Below are 20,865 nucleotides of genomic sequence, written 5' to 3'. Positions count from 1 at the left end.
TTGGCGACGGTCTTGGGAGCGTGGTTTCCGAACAGCGCGATCTTGATGTCGCCGCGGTTGGTGTGCAGTGTGGCAGTGGCAGTCTGAATCGGGCTGGTAGTCACGGCATCACAGTCTGCCATCACGTCGTGTCCCGCCGGGCATCCGGTGCCCGTACTCGAGCGCATCGGGCCCGCAGGCGTGGGGATGATGGCAGTCTGAAAGTATTCGGACCACGGTCTTGCGAAAGCGGCCGGGAAGGGCGAGACATGAGCGCGAGGAACCACACCCGGCTTACCCCGCGGCAGCGGCTATCCCGTGGCCTGACCTATACGGCGGTCGGGCCGGTAGACGTCACCCGCGGCATTGTCGGGTTGGGCGCTCACTCGGCGCAGGCCGGCGCGTCGACTCTGCGTCGCCGTTACCGCGAGGGCCAGCTGGCGCGCGATCTGCAAACCGCCCAGGAGACGCTGGCGCAAGAGCTGGCGGCCGCGCAGGAGGTCGTCACCGGGCTGCCGCAAGCGCTTCAGCAGGCCCGCCGATCGCAGCAGCGCGGCAAGCGCCCCTTGCTGATCGCGGGATTGGCCGTGGTGGTCCTTGCCGGTGGCGCGGCGGCGTTCTCGATCGTCCGCCGCTCGACGCAGCGAGAGCCATCGCCGTTGCCGCCGAGCGTCGACGTGCAGCCCCGCCCCTGATTGCGTCCGATGGCGGGTCGCCCCTTGGACTTGTGGAGCCTAGTGGATTCGAACCCCTGACTTCTGCCTTGCAAAGGCGAATCGCGCTCCTGTTCAAGGGGTTACATAGGAGCCGACATGTTGAATCGCATCACGGTAGTTCACATGATTTATCTGTAACTGTGGGCAGATTGTGGGCACGAGGTGGGCGCTCCGGCGTAGCTGGGGGTCACTTGATCGGGGTGCCCTTGTTGTCGTCTTCGTTCTCCTGATGGATGTTCTGCGGCTGACTCACGCACGGCCATCTACTTCCCCAGCGTGAACTGGTTAACGTCGATGTAGCCGTTGCGGAATGCGTCGGCGCAACCGGTCAGATACTTCATATATCGCTGGTAAACCGCTTCGGACTGAATTTTGATGGCCTCGCTCTGGTGTGCCTGCAATGCTGCGGCCCAGTGGTCGAGTGTCCTGGCGTAGTGCAGCTGCAGCGACTGCCTACGGGTTAGGTTGAAACCCATCTTCGACGCGTGGAACTCCACCATCTCGATCAGCGGTAACTGACCGCCCGGGAAGATCTCGGTGGCGATGAATTCATCGAAGCTGGTCTGCTCTTCGGACATTGGCAGGCCGCGTTCGACGATCTGCGGCGGGGTCAGCATGGTGATCGTGTGCAGCAGCATCACCCCGTCATCGGGCAGGATGTCGTAGGCCCTCTTGAAGAAGTCGTCGTAGCGGTCATATCCAGTGCTCGAACGCACCGATGGAGACGATCCGGTCGACGGGTTCGTCGAACTGTTCCCAGCCCTGCAGTAACACCCGCCTGCTGCGCGCAGTGTCCATCACGTCGAACGCCTTCTGCACGTGGGCGGCCTGGTTTTTAGACAACGTCAAACCGATGACGTTCACGTCGTACTTCTCGATCGCGCGGCGCATCGTGCTCCCCCAGCCGCAGCCGACATCCGGTAGCGTCATCCCGGACCGCAGACCCAGCTTGGCCAGCGCCAGGTCCATCTTGCGGATCTGCGCCTCTTCCAGCGTTATATCTCGTCGGCTATCAAAGTACGCGCAACTGTAGGTCATGGTCGGGTCGAGGAACAGCCGGAAGAAGTCGTCGGACAAGTCGTAGTGTGCCTGTACGTCTTGGAAGTGCGGCGTCAGCTCCTCTGCCATGGCGGTTACGCGCCTTTCTGGACTCCGTGGCCATTCAGCGGGTTCACGAGTGCTTCCCGAAACACTCCATAATCTCACCCAACGGGCCTTCGAGGGTGTCAGTTCAAAATCTGCGATCTTGGTGTCCTTGTGGTCGCCTGGCCCGTGGCCGAGCTGTCGGCGGTCCCGCCTGGCGGCGAACGGCATCAAGTCGGTTCAGACCAGTGCGGCCGGTGTCACTTTGGTGAACCAAACCGGGTAGGGGACTTAGCTTCCGGTCAGCCCGCTGCGCTCGTCAAGCAGTTCGACCGGAAGCTGGTCAAGCTGCGTTCGGCGTCCGCGCGCGGTCGTCGTGGCCATCTCGCGTTGGTGCGGACTATGACTGAGAAAGGCGGCGTCTGATGTGCCTGATCCTGGCCAAAATGGCTTACTGTGTTCGGCGCCGTGCCGACCGCTAGGGGCTAGCGGTCAGATCCGCGCTCCGTTTCCACGACTGATCATCCAGGCGACAAGGCCCACTGCTATCGCCAACGCCCCGTAGCCCAGCGCCAAGGGCCACCAGGGTTGGGTGGGTTGGGTGGGCTCCTTCAGAGCGGCCAGTGCCACTAAGAAGCTGCCATTGTCGGTCGGCCCAACGCCCGGCAGCGACTGAGTCTTGGTCACCCTGATCTGGGCGCTACTGCTGGGATCGTTGACCTGACCCCAGGCCAAGGTGGAGTCGTCGAGCAGGAAGGTGTCCTGGCTGCCCGCGGGTTGGCTATCGTCGTGGCCCACCACCTCCACTTGGCCGACTTCCACGGTCTGGTTATCGGCGGGGACATAGGCCGAGACGTGCTGGTACACCTCCGGGGGCGCCGGCGGGGTGTAGTCCGGCGGCGGTGGGCCGTCCCAACCGTCCGGCGGTATCCAGGCCCCGCCGTAGAAGCTGCCCGACGCCACATAGCTGTCGCCGACCGCGGTGAACGGGAACAGGCCAACGGTGGCGACATCGAGCACGATCCGGCCACCGGCCGGCACGTACGCCTCCCGGTAGGCGCCGTTGTAGAAGTAGCGGAAGGTCATCGCCTGATTGAGCGGGTTGTACAGGGTCGGGCGGTGATAGTCGTCGTAGTCGATGTAGTCCCAATGTCGGGGGCGCGCCAGCGCCTGGTTGTCGGCCTTTACGACGTCAACGTTGCCGCTGTGGGCGTTGACCACGTTCTGCACCTGGTGGTTGAAGTCCATCTGCGTCGGCGGCTTCGGTGGGGTGGTGGGGTTAATCCGCGTCGCCGGTGCGGCCTTGGCGGCCGCCACCGCCTGCGGTGGCACATCCAGCTCCTTCGGCGGTGTCACCAGCGAGGCGTTTCTTGGCGCCCCGGGGGCCAGCGGATGGATCTTCGGGGTCTGCACCGGAATCGTGCTCGGGGGCGCGGGACTTGGCGGAACGACCTGTGGGGTCTGCACCGGCGTCACGCTCGGCGGCGCGGGCTCCGGCGGAGCCTCCGGAGTCGGCACCGGCACCCTGCTCGGGGGCGCCTGGGCTGGGCGGGACGGCGCAGCTTCGTCGCACACGTTCGAAGTGTGATACTCCTCCACGAAAAACAGACAGTTCTGGCAGGATGTCGGGTTTGCAAAAACGCCGACACATGGAGCCGCCTGTGCCACACCGGGTGTGGTGGCTACCACCGAGAGCGGCGCGAAAGCCATGGCGGTTGCCGCCGCAATCCCGAGTGCTTTCATCTCGTGGCCTTTCGAGAACCGCACTGGCTGGGGGAGCCGCGACCACCGAGAGTGGTGCGGACGGGTAGCGGCGGCTTTGCCATTACCCGACAAAGTGTTGCACTGTGTGCCGATTCGTCATGGGGTTTTCTGCAGCTTGCCTTGACTTTCACTTCCGGGCTCGGCTCTAGTATCAGCCGTGCCGCCAAGTAGCTGGGAGGCACCTCGACTGCCGCGCTCTAGCTAGCCCTGCCGCAGTACGATAGGCGCTCATCAAGAAGTTCGTCGACCTGGCGACTCGACGGCTCGCCGCCGTGCTCGCGGATCGAACGGCGCACCGCTGCGAGTAGCCGCAGTTTGGTGTCATCGTCTCGCGATCGCGCATGGATTGCAGTCTGATGGTGTCACAGCGTGGTCACAAGTCCTGGCCGTGTCGGGCCGACTTCTGCGAAAGAGTCACCTTCGCTTTCGCTTGGGCACTCGCCGAGCGGGGCGCGCCGCGCGGCCTGCGCCGACTTCCCAAGCCATCCTCGTCGAGGCCGTATCGCGGATGGGTCGCGCGCTGCAAAACGTCCAGTAGCCAAGTTGCCAACCTAGCCTCGGCTCATTTGCGGCTCCTGGTTGGTGCCGCGGCTCAGGTGGCGGAAGCCCGCACAGGCTTCCTTGATGCCCAGGACGAACGGTAACGTGCTCAACTCTAACTTCAGCTTCGCCCCCAGCCGGCCGGACGAGCTGCGCTCTGGCACTGTCGGTGCCACCTCGCACGTGGCGAGGTCGATGTAGTGGGTCGACGTTTGTCCGATGCCCTCGAAGTCGTGAGTCAGCGGCTTGCAAAGCTGGCGCACCGACTCGTCAAGGCACTGTGCCACGGTGTCGGTCATCAGCACGTATTCCAACACCGGTACCTGGTTTTTCAGCATCCGGTGCACCAGGATGACATCGACGCCGGCGAGCTCGACGTTGCGCTTCACCCGTTGCTCCGCCACCTCGCCCTCGTGGGCAACGAACTTGAGCGACAGGTTGTCCAGCTGTGCGCAGCTCGCGCAGTCGCAGAGATCGGCGTTTTTCATCCTCTCGCGCCGCGCGAGGAACGACTGGCGCATCCGCGACAGCCCGTCCCACACCAGCACTTTGGCGTCGCCGCCCGGTGCCCAGAAGAACGCGGCGTCGCCCTCCAACTTCGCCAGCTTCAGGCCTTTGCCGGCGTCGATGACCGACTCCAGCAGCGCCGCCACCGTCAGCTGCGCATGGGCCAGGTGCATCCGGTTCCAATTCATGTAGTGCGTGTATCCGCCGATGTCGGCAATGATGAGAACGCCGCGCTGGATAGCCATGGACTAGGATTTTAGTTGCCTGGCCCCCGTTCAGCATGACCACTTGACAGGAGGACAAGCGGTCAACCATCAATCATGCGGACTCACCGTGGGCCCAGGCGTACCCGCCGCATACCGGGGTGCTATCCGCAAGGGCGGCAGATTCGTCGGAGACGGCCCGCTGGGAAGCAGGTGCTCGGGGTTGGTAGTGCGGGTGACGCGGCAATCTCGCCGTTCGTCCAGCGCTGCCAGGCTGAATACGCTACGCGCACTTCCCATGAAGGACTCGGTGGGAACCGCCAGGAGGTACCAGCGCGGCTTCCAGTCGGCCCTCCCGCCGAAGCGTTCCAGCGCGGCGCGCAACAGCGCCGGTCGGTGATTCCACCGCACCAGGGACAGGTCATCGCCCTCGATATGCACCAGGCCGTCGTCGTCGATCGATGCGGTGACGGGGATGACCGCTGACGGCTCCCGCATGGAGTGGTTGAAATGGATCCAGTGAATCTGGTGGCCCGGCGCGTACGAATCGCATTGCCTATCGGTGCCCGAAAGATCCCAAATGTATGCGGCCACGAAGACTTCCAGGCTTTCGAGCCTCCGCTCGGGAGGCGCTCTTGCCAACACCGGTTGGTGCCAGCCGCTTCGTCACCCGGGCCACCCATGAGCAATGGGGTTGGCGTGCGCCGAGCCGGGGCTTGATGGCGCATCTCGTGAAGCAGATCAACTATACGGGGACGAACAGCCTGCCAGGCGACCTCGCGGACGGCCACGTCGCGATGATCGTCGGCAGTGTTACAGCCGCATGGGCGTCAGGACGTCCAGGGGCCTAGGCCGCCCACTTTCTCGATGCGGACGCGGGTGAGCAGCCCCTCCGGCGCATTCGGCGGCGGGAAGTGTTCGTCGGAGCCCAGCATCACCTTGGCGAGTTTTTTGAGTAGCGCGGGAGCACCGCCTTCCACGATCCGTGCTGTGCCGGTGATCGCCAGGTAGGGCGTCTGCTGCCCGGGCTTGCGGGCGGCCAGGACCGTGACGGCGACGCGGGGATCGTTGCGGACATTGCGTACCTTCTTGTGTTCGGCAAGGTGAGCGGAGACGAGCTCATCGCCGTCGGGCGTGGATTCCAGGGCCATCCACACGACGGTCACCTGAGGGCTGCCGTCGGGGTTGAGCGTGACCAGCGTTGCGTCGGTGCCGGATCCGATGAGCTCGCGGGCGGCGTCGTTGAGTTTCATGTCTTTGTTCTACCGCTTCGTGGAGCCAATCATTCCCGTTATGCGATCGATGCTCTGGCCACCCGGCCCAATCCACGACCAGGGTCATGTCGGCCCACCACACACCGGTAGGCCACAGCAGCCCTACATCACACCGGTCGCCGACGTGTTAGCAGTTCGTCGGACGATGAAGCTGCCCGCTGCCTGCCGTCATGCTGTCGCCTTCAGCCCCTTGTAGATGATCGGCACCAGCTCACCGAGCAGCTTCTCTGACAGCTCGGAGTCGTTAAGGATCTGCGCGGAGGGATGCGCGCTGACTCCGGCTGCTCATCTGCGGCCGGTGGCCGGGGCGAGGCGGGCCATCCCGCGCAGGATCCACGGTGTCCGCCTGGCCATCACCTCCACGGCGTGGTCCGCCCGGCGCATCGCCGTCCGAGCGCCGGGAGTGGGCGTTGTCGCCATCAACGACTTGTTAACGCGAAAGTGCGGGCAAAATGTGGGCACGGACAGCGGTTCGGCTCCACGGCTTCGGGCGGTAAATAGTGCCTGACTTGCGCCTATCGTATGTGGAGCCTAGGGGATTCGAACCCCTGACTTCTGCCTTGCAAAGGCAGCGCTCTACCAACTGAGCTAAGGCCCCGCACTCCGACCATCGGTCTGGTCGGCGGCCACATGCCAGACCTCGACGCCCTGCCGGGATCGGATCACCACCGCCAGCGCGGCGATCGCTGCCAGCGGCAACACCAGTCTCACGAAACGTCTTGGCAAACACATGGTTGTGGGCCTAGGAGGACTCGAACCTCCGACCTCTTCGTTATCAGCGAAGCGCTCTAACCGCCTGAGCTATAGGCCCGCACGCGCACACGGCCGAGCGACGAGGTTACCGCACCGCAGCGCTCGCACCCAAACCGCTAGTCCCGGTCGGCGAGCGTCACCTCGACGCCCCCGATCAGGTCGGTCGTCAGGTTGTAGATAAACGCGCCGATGGTGGCCATGGCGCTGAGCAGCACGATGTTCACCAAGCCGATCAGCACGGCGCCACCGAAGATCGTGCCGGCGGACACCAGGTCGGCGGTGCTGCCGCTGGTGTTGTTCAGCAGATCCCCGACATTGCTGTTGAGCTTGCTCCACACGCCCATACCGCCGAGCACCAGATAGAGGAACGCGACGGCGATCATCCAGACGAAGAACAGCGCCACCGAGAGCACCAGCGACACCTTCAGCGTGCTCCAGGGATCGATTCGACGGATCTGCATGCTGGCACGGACCGGGCCTTGGGGTCGCGCGGCCACCTGAATGCGGCGTTGCGCCCGCACCGGTGACGTCGAGGTGTCCGGTGCTTGGTCGGCAGCCGGTTTGCGCTGCCCGACCCGGGGGATCGGACCGGACAGATCGGGCAGTTCGCTCGCGTAGGCCTCGCTGGACCGGCTTTCATCGTGCGACGGCGTCTTAGCCGCGCCCGGCGCCGCGATGCCCGAGATGAAGCGATTCAACCGGGCCTCGGCATTAGTGCCACCGGAGGTGCGGCCCGTCGGCTGCGGCTCGCGCGGTTTCGGCGCATCCGAGGACGGGCGCGGTGGTGATTGCGAGGATCGGGCGCCGCCGCGCGGCCGCGGTGCGTCCGCGGCATCGGAGACCCGCTCGGTACCGGACCCATGCGGCGTCCGCTGCGTACCTCCCCGGTCGACCGAGCCATTCCCGTTCGGGCTGTCGCCCGGTCCGGGATATCCCGGCTCGTTCGGTGAAGTCACCCTACGGCTCCTAACTGTGCATCCGGCCGCAGCCGCGGTCGGCGATCGCTCACGCGTCCGGTCCGCTACCCGGATCGTCGTCGGTAACGGCGGCTTCCTCGGCATTACGGGCGATGGCTAATAGTGTGTCGCCCTCGCCCAAGTTCATCAAGCGAACACCTTTGGTCTGCCGTCCGGCCTTCCGGACCTGCCTGGCCGCCGTTCGGATCACCCCGCCCCCGGAGGTGATCGCATACACCTCGCTGTCGTCATCGACGATCAGCGCCCCTACCAGCCTGCCACGGCGGGTGTCGTACTGGATCGTCAAGATGCCTTTACCGCCGCGGCCCTGCGCAGTGTACTCCTCGATCGCCGTGCGCTTGGCATAGCCTCCGGACGTCGCTACCAGCAGGTATGTGCCTTCTCGGACTACGTTGAGCGACAGTAGATAGTCGTCGGTGTTGAACCGCATGCCCTGCACACCCGAGGTCGCGCGGCCCATCGGCCGCAGTGCCTCGTCGGTTGCGGAGAACCGGATCGACTGGCCGTTGGCCGAGACCAGCAGCAGGTCGTCCTCGGCCGAGCACAGCACCGCCCCGACCAGTTCGTCGCTGTCGCGCAGGTTGACCGCCACAATCCCGCCGGACCGGTTGGAGTCGAAGTCGGTGAGCGCCGTCTTTTTGACAAGCCCGTTGCGGGTGGCCAATACCAAATACCGGGCGTCCTCGTAGCTCTGGATCTGGATCACCTGAGCGATCCGCTCCTCGGGTTGGAAGGCCAGCAGGTTGGCGACGTGCTGGCCGCGCGCCGTCCTCGAGGCTTCCGGCAGGTCGTAGGCCTTGGCCCGGTATACCCGGCCCTGGGTCGTAAAGAACAGGATCCAGTCGTGCGTCGAGCACACGAAGAAGTGCCGCACGATGTCGTCCTGCTTCAGCCCGGCGCCCTGCACCCCCTTCCCGCCGCGCTTCTGGCTGCGGTACAGGTCGGTCTTGGTGCGCTTGGCGTAGCCGGTTTCGGTGATGGTGACGACGACGTCTTCGCGGGTGATCAGGTCCTCGTCGCTGACCTCGCCATCGGCGGCGATGATCCGAGTGCGGCGGTCATCGCCGTGCTTCTCGACAATCTCGGCGAGCTCGTCGTGCACGATCCGGCGCTGACGCTCGGGCTTGGCCAAAATGTCTTCCAGATCGGCAATTTCGGCTTCGATCTTGGCCAGGTCGTCGATGATGCGCTGGCGCTCCAACGCCGCCAGTCGGCGCAACTGCATGTCCAGGATGGCCTGGGCCTGGATGTCGTCGATGTCGAGCAGGTCGATCAGGCCGGCCCGCGCGATGTCCACCGTCTCCGATGCCCGGATCAAGGCGATGACTTCGTCGAGCGCGTCCAGCGCTTTGACCAGGCCGCGCAGGATGTGGGCGCGTTCGTTGGCCTTGCGCAGCCGGTAGGTGGTGCGCCGGATGATGACGTCGAGTTGGTGCTCGACGTAGTAGCGGATCAGCTGGTCCAGCCGCAGGGTGCGCGGCACCCCGTCGACGATGGCCAGCATGTTGGCGCCGAAGCTGGTCTGCAGCTGGGTGTGCTTGTAGAGGTTGTTCAGCACCACCTTGGCCACCGCGTCGCGCTTGATCTCGACGACGATGCGCAGCCCGACCCGGTCACTGCTCTGGTCTTCGATGTTGGCGATCCCGGCCAGCCTGCCGTCGCGGACCTGCTCTGCGATCGAGGTGATGAAGTTGTCGTGGTTGACCTGATACGGCAACTCGGTGATCACCAGGCCCGTCCGGCCCCGCGAATCTTCTTCCACCTCAACCACTCCGCGCATCCGGATGGAACCGCGGCCAGTCTTGTACGCATCCGCGATGCCTTGCGAACCGACGATCAGTCCGGCCGTGGGGAAGTCGGGGCCTTTGATACGCTCGGTGACCGCGACCAGTGTCGCCTCTTCGTCGGCGTCGTAGTTGTCCAACGCCCAGAACACCGCGTCGGCAAGCTCGCGCAGGTTGTGCGGTGGCATGTTGGTCGCCATACCGACCGCGATGCCGCCGGATCCGTTGGCCAGCAGGTTGGGGAACCGGCTGGGCAGCACCGTGGGCTCCTGCACCCGGCCGTCGTAGTTCGGTATGAAATCGACTGTCTCCTCGTCGATTTCGCGCAGCATCTCCATTGCCAACGGAGTCAGCCGCGCCTCGGTGTATCTCATCGCGGCTGGTGGGTCGTTGCCGGGGGAGCCGAAGTTACCTTGGCCATCGACCAACGGGTAGCGCAGCGACCACGGCTGCGCCATTCGCACCAGGGTGTCGTAGATCGAGGCGTCGCCGTGCGGGTGGTAGTTGCCCATCGTCTCGGCGACCGACCGCGCCGACTTGGCGTGGCTGCGGTCCGGGCGGAATCCGGAGTCGTACATCGCGTAAAGCACCCGTCGGTGCACCGGCTTGAGGCCGTCGCGCACTTCCGGCAACGCGCGGCCCACGATGACGCTCATCGCGTAGTCGATGTAGCTACGCTGCATCTCCTGCTGGATGTCGACCGGTTCGATCCGATCGGCGGCGTCACCGCCGGGTGGCAGCGTGGTGTCTGTCATCTATTCCTCGTTGAAGTTGTGAATAGGGGAGCGATCTGAATCGTCAGACATCCAGGAAGCGAACGTCCTTGGCATTGCGGGTGATAAAGCTTCGGCGGGCCTCGACGTCTTCGCCCATCAGGATGGAGAACAACTCGTCCGCCGCCGCGGCGTCGTCGAGGGTGACTTGACGCAGCACCCTGACCGACGGGTCCATCGTGGTCTCCCACAACTCCTTGGCATCCATTTCGCCCAGACCTTTGTAGCGCTGGATGCCGTCTTCCTTGTTGATCTTCTTGCCGGCCTTCAGACCGGCGTCCAACAGACCGTCGCGTTCCCGGTCGGAGTAGGCGAACTCGGGTTCGCTGCGCTGCCACTTCAGCTTGTACAGGGGCGGCTGCGCCAAAAACACGTGCCCGTTCTCGATCAGCGGGCGCATGAACCGGAACAACAGGGTCAACAGCAGCGTCGATATGTGCTGGCCGTCGACGTCGGCGTCGGCCATCAACACGATCTTGTGGTAGCGCAGTTTGGTGATGTCGAACTCGTCGTGGATTCCGGTGCCCAGCGCGGTGATGATCGCCTGAACTTCGGTGTTTTTCAGCACGCGGTCGATGCGGGCCTTCTCGACGTTGATGATCTTGCCGCGCAACGGAAGAATCGCCTGGAACATCGAGTCGCGGCCGCTCTTTGCCGAGCCGCCGGCCGAATCACCTTCCACCACATACAGTTCCGACTTTCGCGGATCGGTGGAGCGGCAGTCGGCCAGCTTGCCGGGCAGCCCTCCCAGATCGGTGGCGCTCTTGCGCCGCACCAACTCTCGGGCTTTTCGGGCGGCGATCCGGGCCTGCGCGGACGATACCGCCTTGTTCACCACGGTCTTGGCATCGGCCGGGTTGGCTTCGAACCAGTGGGTCAGCTGCTCGTTGCAGACCTTCTGCACGAACGACTTGACTTCGGTGTTGCCCAGTTTGGTCTTGGTCTGGCCCTCGAACTGCGGCTCGCTGACCTTGACCGAGATCACCGCGGCCAGGCCCTCACGGATGTCGTCGCCGGTGAGGTTGGGATCTTTGTCTTTCAGCAGCTTCTTGTCTTTGGCGTACTTGTTCACCACCGATGTCAGCGCTGCGCGGAAGCCCTCCTCGTGGGTACCGCCCTCGTGGGTGTTGATGGTGTTGGCGAACGTGTGCACCGACTCCGAATAGCCGGCGTTCCACTGCATCGCGATCTCAACCTCGTGACCGGGACCCTTGCCAGAGAAATCCACGATGCTGCTATGGATCGCGTTCTTGGTGCGGTTGATGTGTTTGACGAAGTCGACCAGGCCGCCGGGGTAGTGAAAGATGCGGTGTTTGACTTTCTGCGGTTTGTTGCGTTCTTCGGCTTTTTCCTCGGCCGACTTCGGCGCGTCGGCCGTGTCGCTGACAACTTCGTCGACCACTTCCTCAGCTGCGACGCGCTCGTCGACCAGCTCGATCGTCAGCCCCTTGTTGAGGAAGGCCATCTCCTGCAGCCGGCGGGCCACGGTCTCGAAATCGTATTCGGTGGTCTCGAAGATATCCGGATCGGCCCAGAACCGCACCGTGGTGCCGGTCTTCTTGGTCTTCTCACCCTGCTTGAGGGTGCCGGGAACCGAGTGGTCATAGAACTGCGACCACTCATAACCGTCGCGCGATATCTCCACCTCGAGTCGGGTGGACAATGCGTTGACCACCGACACGCCCACCCCGTGCAAACCACCCGACACCGCGTAGGCGCCGTCATCGCCGCCGAACTTGCCACCCGCGTGCAACTGGGTCATGACGACGTCGACGGTGGATATACCGGTTGCGTGCATCGACACCGGGATGCCGCGGCCGTCGTCGGTCACCTGGACGCTGCCGTCCTCGAGGATCTTGACGTCGACTTTGGTGGCGAACCCGGCCATCGCCTCGTCCACCGCGTTGTCCACGACCTCCCAGACCAGATGGTGAAGGCCGCGCTCGCCGGTCGACCCGATGTACATGCCCGGTCGTTTGCGAACTGCCTCCAACCCTTCGAGAACCTGGATATCTCCGGCGTCGTATGAGTTGCGGGCCTTCTTCTGGGCAGCCACGATCGGAAAGCTCTCCTTGGGGTTGCGCGCGGGTAGTCCAATGACTGTGCGCTAGTTCTCCGCCAGTCTACCTATAACAAGCGGTAGCACCGATTCTGCGAGGGTGTTTCTACACAGCTATCTTCGCCGTGTGCGGAATTTCTCGATCTAGCTTGCGTCCCGACGCTTGACGGCCCAAGTCGTACCGTTGTGACGCCCCTCAGCGGATCGTTGCGGCTCAACCGTAGGTGTCACGGGGCCCTCTTCCGGCGATGTGCAACGGTCCTTTGCGCCACGACGGCGCGACCGGGCCGGTGATTTTCAGCGTGGTCACCACACCGTCGCCGACCGCGGCGGCGATTTTTGCCAGCACCTGCGCCTGGATGATTCGTAGCTGCGTGGCCCAAGCAGTCGACTCCGCCGACACGCTTAGCACTCCGTCACGCAGTGCGGTCGGGGTCGCATGGTCGGCGATGTGTCGACCGACCACCGACGGCCATTGCCCGACCACTGTGCCTTCCGCCACCCGCGACGACCAACCCTGCTTCTTCGCCACGTCGCGGGCCACATTGCCCAACGGTTGCGGATCACGGCTGTCGGGCCCCGGGCCAGACCACCGGCGCCGGCTTGCGGCGCCGGCAACGCGGCGGGTGGGCGGCAGCCGCCGCCCACGCCCCACATCTTTGCCTTGCGTGCGGGCGGCGCCGCGAGCCTCTTCCAGCGCTCGCCTCACCAGGTCCATACCGGGCAACCCGCTCAGCCGCTCCGGCGGCCCTGAGCTAGCTTCGCCAGGTTCATCAGTCAATGGTCGCGCTCTCCCCCGCGAGCGGGAGGTGCCCCCACCTCAGGCGTCCCGGCCTGCATCGTTGCCGCTCCGGTCACGTCTGCACCGCCGAGACCGGTCCACTGTCGCCGTCCTGCAGCGCGATGGTCACTCGCTTGGCATCCCAGTCACGGGGAATGTCGTCGAGGACCGCCGCGGTCACCAGTACCTGCTCCGCCGAGGCCGCGGCCGCGGCCAGCGCCTCCCGGCGGGCGATATCGAGTTCGGCGAAGACGTCATCGAGCAACAACACCGGGTCGCCCCCCTCCGCGCGCAACAGTTCATAGGCCGCCAGCCGCAACGCCAACGCCATCGACCACGATTCACCATGGCTGGCAAAGCCTTTCGCGGGTTGCTCACCAAGGCGTAGCTCGAGGTCGTCGCGGTGGGGACCAACCAGGCAGACACCACGCTCCAGTTCAGCGTCGCGGCGCTGCGCCATCCCCGCCAGCAGCGCCGCACGCAACCGTTCGACGTCCGTGCAGTCGGGCTCGACATCGACGCTGGCACGATAACCGATCGCGGCTGACCGTGAGCCCGGCGCCAGCAGCTGATAGCTCTTCTGCACCTCGGGCGCCAACTCGTTCACCAGCTCCATCCGGGCGGCCATCAACTCGGCGCCGTGCGCGGCCAAATGCCCGTCCCACACATCAAGCGTGTCCAGGGCGCCGCGATCACCCCGAAACCTCGCGCCGGACGCGGATTTGAGTAATGCGGTGCGCTGGCGCAGAACTTTCTCATAGTCAGCCCGCACAGCGGCCACCCGCGGTCGTCGCACCGCTGCCAGATCGTCGAGGTAGCGGCGTCGATCTGCGGGGTCTCCCCGAACCAGAGCCAGATCTTCCGGCGCGAATAACACCGCCCGGAGTACCCCTATTATCTCACGCGGGCTGCGCACCGGCGATCGATTCAACCGGGCTTTGTTGGCCCGACCAGCGGCGATCTCCAAGTCGACGGCGCACTCGCGGCCGTCATTGACCACGATCGTCGACACCACCGCCCGCGATGAGCCAACCCGAACCAAGGGCGCGTCGGTCGCTACCCGATGCGAGCCCAATGTGGACGAATACCACAGTGCTTCAACAAGATTCGTCTTACCGAAACCGTTGGGACCGACAAACACCGTCCGCCCCGGTGTCAAGTCGACCTCGGCGTATGCCCACGATCGAAAATCTCGCAAGCCCAGATGACGGACGAACACCTGACCGCTAACCAGGAAGACGGACCGGCATCAACAAATAGACGTAGTCGGTCGAAGCCGCCGGGAAAGGTCCGCTATCGGTGGGCTGTGGATCGTCGTCGCTGGCTGGGCGCAACACCGCCGGTCGACTCGGGGTGGTGAAGCCAAACAACACCCGCTCGGAGTGCAACGACCCCAACCCGTCGGTCAGGTATGTCGGGTTGAAGGCGATCGTCAGCGGTTCGCCGGCGAATTCGACGGCAACGTCCTCTTCGGCCCGGCCGACGTCGTCGGCCCCGGCCGACAGTCGCAGCACGTCCTCGGCGAACTCCATCCGGACCTGCGCACCACGATCGGCGACCAGCGCGACGCGCTTGATCGCCTCGGTCAACTCCGCCACCCCGATGGTGGCCACCGCGGTGTGTTCCGTCGGCAGCAGCTGCCGAAACTTCGGGAACTCCGCATCCAGCAACCGGGTCGTGCTGCGCTTCCCGTTTCCACTGATCCCGAGTAATCCGTCCTTGCCCACGGTGGGTCCGGACCCCAGTGACAAATGGACTTCGGCGCCGTCGGTTCCGGTCTTGGCCGCCTCGGCCAGCGTCTTGGCCGGCACCAGCACGGCCGCCTCAACGTCGGGTCCGGCCGCCGACCACGTCAGCTCCCGAACGGCCAGCCGGAACCGGTCGGTAGCGGCCAACACCACCGCCGCGCCGGAAATCTCCACCCGGATTCCCGTCAGCATCGGCAGCGTGTCGTCGCGGCCCGCCGCGACTGCAACCTGACTGATGGCTTCGGCGAACACATCCGACGACAGTGCACCGGTCTCTTCCGGCAACGCCGGCAGCGTGGGGTAGTCCTCCACCGCCATCGTCGGCAACGAAAATCTCGCGCTGCCGCACGTCAAGGAAACTCTGGTACCTTCCACCTGGACGTCGACCGGCTTGTCGGGCAACGCGCGAGTGATATCCGACAACAGCCGGCCTGACACCAAAACTGTTCCCGGAGAAGCAATTTCCGCTGCCACCCGTACTTCGGCGGAAACCTCGTAATCGAACCCCGAGATCATCAAGCCGTCGTCCGAGCCGGTCAGCAGGACGCCGGCCAGCACCGGCACCGTGGGCCTGGTGGGCAGCGTCCGCGCCACCCATGCCACCGCATCGGCGAAGTCTTCGCGCACTAAGCGAAACTTCAAGTCGGTCACACCGACTGTGGTCATCGCCACGTCCATTGCGTCCCTTCATCAGCTCGAACAACAAGGCTAACTTCAGCGGCCCCACCCCCGGTGGAGTGCGATTTCCCGCTGACTGACGCCTGTGCCCGTAAACCCGCTTCGACGACCGAACCGGCAGTCGAACCACAACCGTAGAGCTTTGAGCGCCATCTTGAAAGCTAATCGGAATCAATGACACTCAGGGTGTTCTTGCCTTGCCGGGTGGGTGTGGAACGCTCCGTCCCCAGGTGTCTTTTCCAAGAAGAAACTGCGGAGATATACCAGTAACAGTATTAAGGCCTGTGCATCTTGGGGACAGCACGACATCTGCGCTGCGCAACGCTGCCAACCGGGTTGTGAATGACACGTGCATGGCTGTGTGGTTTGTGTGTAGGGGTTGGGGATCACCCGCCGTTGTGCACGTGACCGTTGTGCCCGCGTGATAACGCAAGCAGCCTGCCCACAGGGATATCCACAACCTGTGTTGTGACTGGTGGGATGGCCGTGCCCAAAGTTTTTTGGCGTTGTGGTCTTGCGGCCGGCGCTCAGCGCTTTGACCGCTGCCGGATCCGGGTGGTGAGTTCCTTGACGTGGTCGAAGACTTCGCGTCGCTCGGCCATCTCGGAGAGGATTTTGCGTTGGGCGTACATCACCGTGGTGTGGTCGCGGCCGAATGCTTGCCCGATCTTCGGCAGTGACAGGTCGGTCAGTTCGCGGCACAGATACATCGCGATTTGCCGTGACTGGGCAAGGGCCCTGGTCTTACCGGGGCCACGGAGTTCCTCGACCGTGGTATCGAAGTACTCCGCGGTGGCGGCCATGATGGTGGCCGCGCTGATCTGCATGGTGCTGGCGTCGGCAATCAGGTCGCGCAACACGATTTCGGCCAGCGCCTTGTCGATCGGGGTTTTGTTCAGCGACGCGAACGCGGTCACTCGGATGAGCGCGCCTTCGAGTTCGCGGATGTTGCGTTCGATGCTGCTGGCGATGAGTTCCAGCACATCGTCGGGGACCGCCAGGCGCTCCATCTGTGCTTTCTTGCGCAGAATGGCGATGCGGGTTTCCAGCTCCGGTGGCTGCACATCGGTGATCAGCCCCCATTCGAACCGGGTCCGGAGCCGGTCTTCCAGGGTGGCCAGCTGCTTGGGTGGTCGGTCGGAGGAGATGACGATCTGCTTGTTGGCATTGTGCAGAGTATTGAAAGTGTGGAAGAACTCTTCCTGGATACCTTCTTTGCCCTCGATGAATTGGATGTCGTCGACGAGCAGTACGTCGACATCGCGGTAGCTGCGCTTGAAGGCGACCTTGCGATCGTCTCGCAGCGAGTTGATGAAGTCGTTGGTGAACTCTTCGGTGGAGACGTACTTGACCCGCATACCGGGGAACAGTCGTTGCGCGTAGTTGCCGGCCGCGTGTAGGAGGTGCGTCTTACCGAGGCCGGATTCGCCCCAGATGAACAGTGGGTTGTAGGCCCGGGCGGGTGCCTCGGCAATCGCGAGGGCAGCGGCGTGGGCGAACCGGTTCGAGGCGCCGATGACGAAGGTGTCAAAGGTGTAGCGCCGATTCAGGCTGGTGCCGCCGGAGGCTTCCGGGTCAGCGGTCTGTGGTCGCTCGGTGAAGTAGGTCGGCCAGTTTTGATGCGCGCTGGCGAGGGCCTCGCGGTCTTCGTCAACCTCGTCGACATCGACCAGCGATTCGTCGGGCACCAGGCCGTCATCGGATTCGTCACCGGCCAGGGCGGCGATACGGACGCCGAGTTCGATCTGTTGGCCGAGCCGACGGCTCAGCGCCTCGGTGATCTGGGTACGCAGGTGTCGTTCGATTTCGTTCTGCACGAAGCTGCTGGGCACCGACAGCAGAGCGAACCCTTCGACGATCGTCAGCGGTTGTACAAGGTTCAACCAGGCTCGTTGCTGCGGTGTCAGGGCAGGGACGTACGGTTCGCCGTTGGTTACGGAAGCGTCTGGGGCGATCTCGCCGTTGAGTTCGGAGACGACCGCATTCCAGACCGCCGCGAAACTTGATCCGGGGTCATCGGTCAACGACGGTCCCCCTGGTATGACGTCGAAGTACAGCGTTTAGCCGCGACCACGAACTGTCCACATGGTTATCCACAAGTGTGGACAGGACGACCGCCACCAAGCCGCAGGTCGCGGCTGACGGCACGCGGGATCGGCGCTCGAGACAGCCAGCATAGGTCACTTGGCCAGGAAGCCGATCCGCCATCCTCGGTTCGTTGTCGGGCGCCGTTCCAGTATGAAACGGCATTGGCCGAAGTTAACAAGTTTTCCGTCCGCGCGCCAACCGTTCTGCAACATTCGGGCGCGCTTCCATAGAATTGCTCGCCGGCCGCGGTGGCGGGTGTGACATGAGTGAAATATCGCCGCGCAGTCGGGCGCCGAGACGGCCAGGTTTGACCCGGGGAACGCTGCTGCGTACCCTCGTCTAGTCGCCCGAAAGTCGGCGATACGGCTGCGATCCGCGCAATATGCAACGGGGCCCGCGCCGGTTACCAGCGAGACACAGAGCCTGCCAAGGCTTGGTGAGTGCAATCGTGTTCCACCGGTACCGGGCCGGAACGCGATGCCAGGTTCAACGAGGAGAGAGTCGTGGCAAAGGGTAAGCGGACCTTCCAGCCGAATAACCGGCGCCGAGCCCGCGTGCACGGCTTCCGGCTGCGGATGCGCACCCGGGCGGGGCGGGCGATCGTGTCAAACCGGCGGCGCAAGGGCCGCCGCTCGCTGACTGCCTGATTCGAATCCCGGTGTCACAGCGGTGCTTTCCGCGCGGAACCGCATGACGCGGTCGGCCGATTTCGGTGCCACGGTAAAGCACGGAACTCGGGCCGTGCAGCCAGACCTCGTCATTTATTCGCGGCGCGGAAACGAGAACGACGCCGAAGCGCCGAAGGTCGGACTGATCATTTCGCGATCAGTGGGCTCGGCCGTGCAACGGCATCAATTGGCTCGGCGGTTACGGCATGTCGCTCGGGGAGTGCTCGACGGGCTGGACCGCTCCGAGCACGTCGTGATCCGCGCGCTGCCGAGCAGTCGTGACGTCGGATCTGCTCGATTGGAAGAAGAACTACGGGCCGGCTTACGGCGGATCGAGGCGACGGGATCCGGCCGGTGAATGACATAACGTCAAAGTTGGGGCAGTGGCTACACAGCGCCGAGACCGCGGTTGTCCGCGGGTTGATTTTCCTCATTCAGCTGTACCGGCACATGGTGTCGCCGCTACGGCTACCGACGTGCCGGTTCACCCCAACGTGTAGTCAGTACACCGTGGAGGCGCTGGCCGAGTACGGGTTGCTGCGGGGGACTGGGCTGGCAGCCGTCAGGCTGGCCAAGTGCGGTCCGTGGCATCGGGGAGGATGGGACCCGATACCGGAGCGCCGGGCAGTCCGGGTGGAAATCTGGGGCACCCCAGCGACGCTAGGGGAGAGTGATTGAAGTTGTTTGATCCGTTCAGCCTGGACTACTTCTACTACCCGGTTTCGGCGATCATGTGGGTCTGGTACAAGGCCTTCGGCTTTCTGCTTGGCCCGTCGAACTTCTTCGCGTGGACGCTGTCGGTGATGTTCCTGGTGTTCTCGCTACGGGCGATTTTGTACAAGCCGTTCGTCCGGCAGATCCGCACCACCCGCCAGATGCAGGAGTTGCAACCGCAGATCAAGGCGCTGCAGAAGAAGTACGGCAAGGATCGTCAGCGGATGGCGCTGGAGATGCAGAAGCTGCAGCGCGAACACGGGTTCAATCCGATACTCGGCTGCTTGCCGATGCTGGCGCAGATCCCGGTGTTCTTGGGGCTGTACCACGTGCTGCGGTGCTTCAATCGGACCACCACCGGTATCGGACAGCTGGGGCTCTCTCCGGAGCGCAACCGCGAGCTGGGTAACTATGTCTTCAGCGCCGCGGATGTCGGACACTTCCTGGACGCCAACCTGTTTGGCGCACCCCTGGGTGCCTCCATGACACAACGGGGCGCCAGCCTCGCGGCCTTCACCGAATTCAGTCGGCCCGCCGTCATCGCGGTCGGCCTGCCGGTGATGGTCCTGGCCGGCATCGCCACCTACTTCAACAGCCGGGCGTCGATCGCGCGGCAAAGCCCCGAAGCCGCGGCCAACCCGCAGACGGCGATGATGAACAAGCTCGCGCTGTACGTCTTTCCGCTCGGCGTGGTGGTCGGCGGACCGTTCTTGCCGTTGGCGATCATCTTCTACTGGTTCTCGAACAACATCTGGACCTTCGGCCAGCAGCACGTCGTCTTCGGGATGATCGAAAAAGAGGAAGAGGCGAAAAAGCGCGAAGCGTTGGAACGTCGGGCGGCGAACGCGCCGACGCCCGGCGCCAAACCCAAGCGGCCGGCGAGGAGCGCGGTGGCGGACGGCAACGGATCGCCGGCGCCTGCGGGCGGTGCCGATGGTGAATCTGCAGCAACGGAACCGTCGGAGGCCGGCACGAGCAAGGGCGATCAGGTGGCGCGCAACAGCAATCCGGCCGGCCGCACCCCACGCCCGGGCGCAAAGCCGAAGAAGCGCAGACGCTGACCGAGGATCGGGCCGACCCAAGGCGACGGTCCATCGTGGACGTGGGGGATGAGCTCGTACCGGGACCGGGCAGCAGACTTAGCCGGGCGCAGGTCCGGACGACGGGAAGGAAACAGACAGGGATGACGGACACCGACACAAACGGACACGACATCGACGAAGCTCCAACGGAAGAGGTTCCAGAAGAGGCGTCGGAGGACACGGCGGCGGACGATGGTGATACCGATACCGAGCCCGATACGGAGGAGCGGTTGGTCGCCGAGGGAGAGATCGCGGGCGACTACTTGGAAGAGCTCCTGGACCTCCTGGACTTCGATGGCGACATCGATTTGGACGTCGAGGGCACTCGCGCGGTGGTCAGCATCGACGGCAGCGACGACTTGAACAAGTTGGTGGGCCGCAAGGGCGAGGTGCTCGACGCCTTGCAGGAACTAACCCGGCTGGCGGTGCATCAGAAGACGGGGGTGCGCAGCCGACTGATGCTCGATATCGCGAGTTGGCGCCGCCGCCGCCGGGACGAGTTGGCGGCGTTGGGCGACAAGGTTGCCAGGAGAGTACTGGAAAGTGGCGAGCGCGAAGAACTCGCTCCGATGACGCCATTTGAGCGCAAGATCGTTCACGATGCGGTCGCGGCGGTTCGAGGAGTCCGGAGCGAGAGCGAGGGCGTGGAGCCGTCGCGTCGAGTCGTCGTACTGGTCGACTGAACCAGAAGCAG

General features: G+C 64.4%; 19 protein-coding genes, 2 tRNA genes, 1 pseudogene and 1 riboswitch. Of the genes and pseudogenes, 6 read left to right on the top strand and 16 right to left on the bottom strand.

Annotated features, from left to right (window positions below; all coding sequences use genetic code 11):
• The first annotated feature begins 248 nt into the window (after positions 1–248).
• On the top strand, positions 249–674 hold the full coding sequence (gene cwsA / locus ACLQI9_RS19335; RefSeq protein WP_442380998.1) for a cell wall synthesis protein CwsA: 426 nt from the start codon (positions 249–251) through the stop codon (positions 672–674).
• A gap of 284 nt (positions 675–958) precedes the next feature.
• On the opposite strand, the pseudogene ACLQI9_RS19330 reads toward cwsA, so the two are convergent.
• The 16 genes and pseudogenes from ACLQI9_RS19330 to dnaA form a co-directional block, all read right to left on the bottom strand.
• Positions 959–1,823: pseudogene (locus tag ACLQI9_RS19330) on the bottom strand (cyclopropane mycolic acid synthase family methyltransferase).
• A gap of 447 nt (positions 1,824–2,270) precedes the next feature.
• Entirely contained in the window at positions 2,271–3,521 is a 1,251-nt protein-coding gene (locus tag ACLQI9_RS19325; RefSeq protein WP_442392007.1) for a hypothetical protein, read from the bottom strand.
• 572 nt (positions 3,522–4,093) lie between these two features.
• Positions 4,094–4,834, bottom strand: coding sequence for a DUF2652 domain-containing protein (locus tag ACLQI9_RS19320; protein WP_442381002.1), 741 nt, complete (start codon positions 4,832–4,834; stop codon positions 4,094–4,096).
• 69 nt (positions 4,835–4,903) lie between these two features.
• Positions 4,904–5,386, bottom strand: coding sequence for a hypothetical protein (locus tag ACLQI9_RS19315; RefSeq protein WP_442381004.1), 483 nt, complete (start codon positions 5,384–5,386; stop codon positions 4,904–4,906).
• Positions 5,387–5,418: 32 nt separating this feature from the next.
• Positions 5,419–5,529: riboswitch (SAM riboswitch) on the bottom strand.
• A gap of 93 nt (positions 5,530–5,622) precedes the next feature.
• Positions 5,623–6,045: a PPOX class F420-dependent oxidoreductase gene (locus ACLQI9_RS19310; protein ID WP_442381006.1), complete on the bottom strand. Its 423-nt coding sequence runs from the start codon at positions 6,043–6,045 to the stop codon at positions 5,623–5,625.
• A gap of 306 nt (positions 6,046–6,351) precedes the next feature.
• Complete coding sequence (locus tag ACLQI9_RS19305; RefSeq protein WP_442381008.1) at positions 6,352–6,486, bottom strand: hypothetical protein; 135 nt, start codon at positions 6,484–6,486, stop codon at positions 6,352–6,354.
• A 105-nt stretch (positions 6,487–6,591) separates the two neighbouring features.
• A tRNA-Ala gene (locus ACLQI9_RS19300) sits at positions 6,592–6,664 on the bottom strand.
• Positions 6,655–6,777, bottom strand: coding sequence for a hypothetical protein (locus tag ACLQI9_RS19295; RefSeq protein WP_442381010.1), 123 nt, complete (start codon positions 6,775–6,777; stop codon positions 6,655–6,657). Before ACLQI9_RS19295 ends, ACLQI9_RS19300 begins: the two co-directional genes overlap by 10 nt.
• Before the next feature lie 26 nt (positions 6,778–6,803).
• A tRNA-Ile gene (locus ACLQI9_RS19290) sits at positions 6,804–6,877 on the bottom strand.
• A 58-nt stretch (positions 6,878–6,935) separates the two neighbouring features.
• Complete coding sequence (locus tag ACLQI9_RS19285; protein ID WP_442381012.1) at positions 6,936–7,775, bottom strand: DUF3566 domain-containing protein; 840 nt, start codon at positions 7,773–7,775, stop codon at positions 6,936–6,938.
• A gap of 49 nt (positions 7,776–7,824) precedes the next feature.
• Positions 7,825–10,335: a DNA gyrase subunit A gene (gene gyrA, locus ACLQI9_RS19280; protein WP_442381014.1), complete on the bottom strand. Its 2,511-nt coding sequence runs from the start codon at positions 10,333–10,335 to the stop codon at positions 7,825–7,827.
• Positions 10,336–10,378: 43 nt separating this feature from the next.
• On the bottom strand, positions 10,379–12,412 hold the full coding sequence (gene gyrB, locus ACLQI9_RS19275) for a DNA topoisomerase (ATP-hydrolyzing) subunit B (RefSeq protein ID WP_442381025.1): 2,034 nt from the start codon (positions 12,410–12,412) through the stop codon (positions 10,379–10,381).
• Positions 12,413–12,626: 214 nt separating this feature from the next.
• Positions 12,627–13,193, bottom strand: a complete 567-nt coding sequence (locus ACLQI9_RS19270) for a DUF721 family protein (protein WP_442381016.1) — start codon at positions 13,191–13,193, stop codon at positions 12,627–12,629.
• Positions 13,194–13,266: 73 nt separating this feature from the next.
• Entirely contained in the window at positions 13,267–14,412 is a 1,146-nt protein-coding gene (gene recF, locus ACLQI9_RS19265) for a DNA replication/repair protein RecF (protein ID WP_442381018.1), read from the bottom strand.
• Positions 14,413–14,419: 7 nt separating this feature from the next.
• Positions 14,420–15,619 carry a DNA polymerase III subunit beta gene (gene dnaN, locus ACLQI9_RS19260; RefSeq protein WP_442381019.1) on the bottom strand — a complete coding sequence of 400 codons (1,200 nt, stop codon included), beginning with the start codon at positions 15,617–15,619 and terminating at the stop codon, positions 14,420–14,422.
• Between the two features lie 527 nt (positions 15,620–16,146).
• Positions 16,147–17,643 (bottom strand): chromosomal replication initiator protein DnaA, encoded by a 1,497-nt coding sequence (dnaA, locus tag ACLQI9_RS19255; RefSeq protein ID WP_442392006.1) that lies wholly within the window; start codon positions 17,641–17,643, stop codon positions 16,147–16,149.
• 567 nt (positions 17,644–18,210) lie between these two features.
• Between dnaA and rpmH the strand changes: the two genes are divergently transcribed.
• The 5 genes from rpmH (at position 18,211) to ACLQI9_RS19230 (ending at position 20,854) form a co-directional block, all read left to right on the top strand.
• A complete protein-coding gene (rpmH, locus tag ACLQI9_RS19250; protein WP_084226258.1) occupies positions 18,211–18,354 on the top strand; it encodes a 50S ribosomal protein L34 in 144 nt (47 codons plus the stop codon).
• 22 nt (positions 18,355–18,376) lie between these two features.
• On the top strand, positions 18,377–18,733 hold the full coding sequence (gene rnpA, locus ACLQI9_RS19245) for a ribonuclease P protein component (RefSeq protein WP_442380090.1): 357 nt from the start codon (positions 18,377–18,379) through the stop codon (positions 18,731–18,733).
• 92 nt (positions 18,734–18,825) lie between these two features.
• On the top strand, positions 18,826–19,053 hold the full coding sequence (gene yidD / locus ACLQI9_RS19240) for a membrane protein insertion efficiency factor YidD (RefSeq protein ID WP_442380096.1): 228 nt from the start codon (positions 18,826–18,828) through the stop codon (positions 19,051–19,053).
• 53 nt (positions 19,054–19,106) lie between these two features.
• Positions 19,107–20,150: a membrane protein insertase YidC gene (yidC, locus tag ACLQI9_RS19235; RefSeq protein ID WP_442380094.1), complete on the top strand. Its 1,044-nt coding sequence runs from the start codon at positions 19,107–19,109 to the stop codon at positions 20,148–20,150.
• Between the two features lie 122 nt (positions 20,151–20,272).
• On the top strand, positions 20,273–20,854 hold the full coding sequence (locus tag ACLQI9_RS19230; protein ID WP_442380088.1) for a Jag family protein: 582 nt from the start codon (positions 20,273–20,275) through the stop codon (positions 20,852–20,854).
• Positions 20,855–20,865 lie beyond the last annotated feature (11 nt).

Origin of the sequence: Mycobacterium sp. (genome assembly GCF_052143115.1) — a bacterium.
Lineage (GTDB): Bacteria > Actinomycetota > Actinomycetes > Mycobacteriales > Mycobacteriaceae > Mycobacterium.
Note: the sequence above shows the minus strand (reverse complement) of the source record. Positions and strands in the feature narration are given on the sequence as shown.

Bases quoted from the DNA above. Each gene is read 5' to 3' on its own strand.
- yidD (WP_442380096.1), top strand. From the start codon at position 18,826: ATGGTGTCGCCGCTACGGCTACCGACGTGCCGGTTCACCCCAACGTGT.
- ACLQI9_RS19305 (WP_442381008.1), bottom strand. From the start codon at position 6,486: ATGGCGACAACGCCCACTCCCGGCGCTCGGACGGCGATGCGCCGGGCG.
- ACLQI9_RS19310 (WP_442381006.1), bottom strand. From the start codon at position 6,045: ATGAAACTCAACGACGCCGCCCGCGAGCTCATCGGATCCGGCACCGAC.
- yidC (WP_442380094.1), top strand. From the start codon at position 19,107: ATGTGGGTCTGGTACAAGGCCTTCGGCTTTCTGCTTGGCCCGTCGAAC.
- ACLQI9_RS19325 (WP_442392007.1), bottom strand. From the start codon at position 3,521: ATGAAAGCACTCGGGATTGCGGCGGCAACCGCCATGGCTTTCGCGCCG.
- dnaN (WP_442381019.1), bottom strand. From the start codon at position 15,619: ATGGACGTGGCGATGACCACAGTCGGTGTGACCGACTTGAAGTTTCGC.
- gyrA (WP_442381014.1), bottom strand. From the start codon at position 10,335: ATGACAGACACCACGCTGCCACCCGGCGGTGACGCCGCCGATCGGATC.
- ACLQI9_RS19230 (WP_442380088.1), top strand. From the start codon at position 20,273: ATGACGGACACCGACACAAACGGACACGACATCGACGAAGCTCCAACG.
- ACLQI9_RS19320 (WP_442381002.1), bottom strand. From the start codon at position 4,834: ATGGCTATCCAGCGCGGCGTTCTCATCATTGCCGACATCGGCGGATAC.
- cwsA (WP_442380998.1), top strand. From the start codon at position 249: ATGAGCGCGAGGAACCACACCCGGCTTACCCCGCGGCAGCGGCTATCC.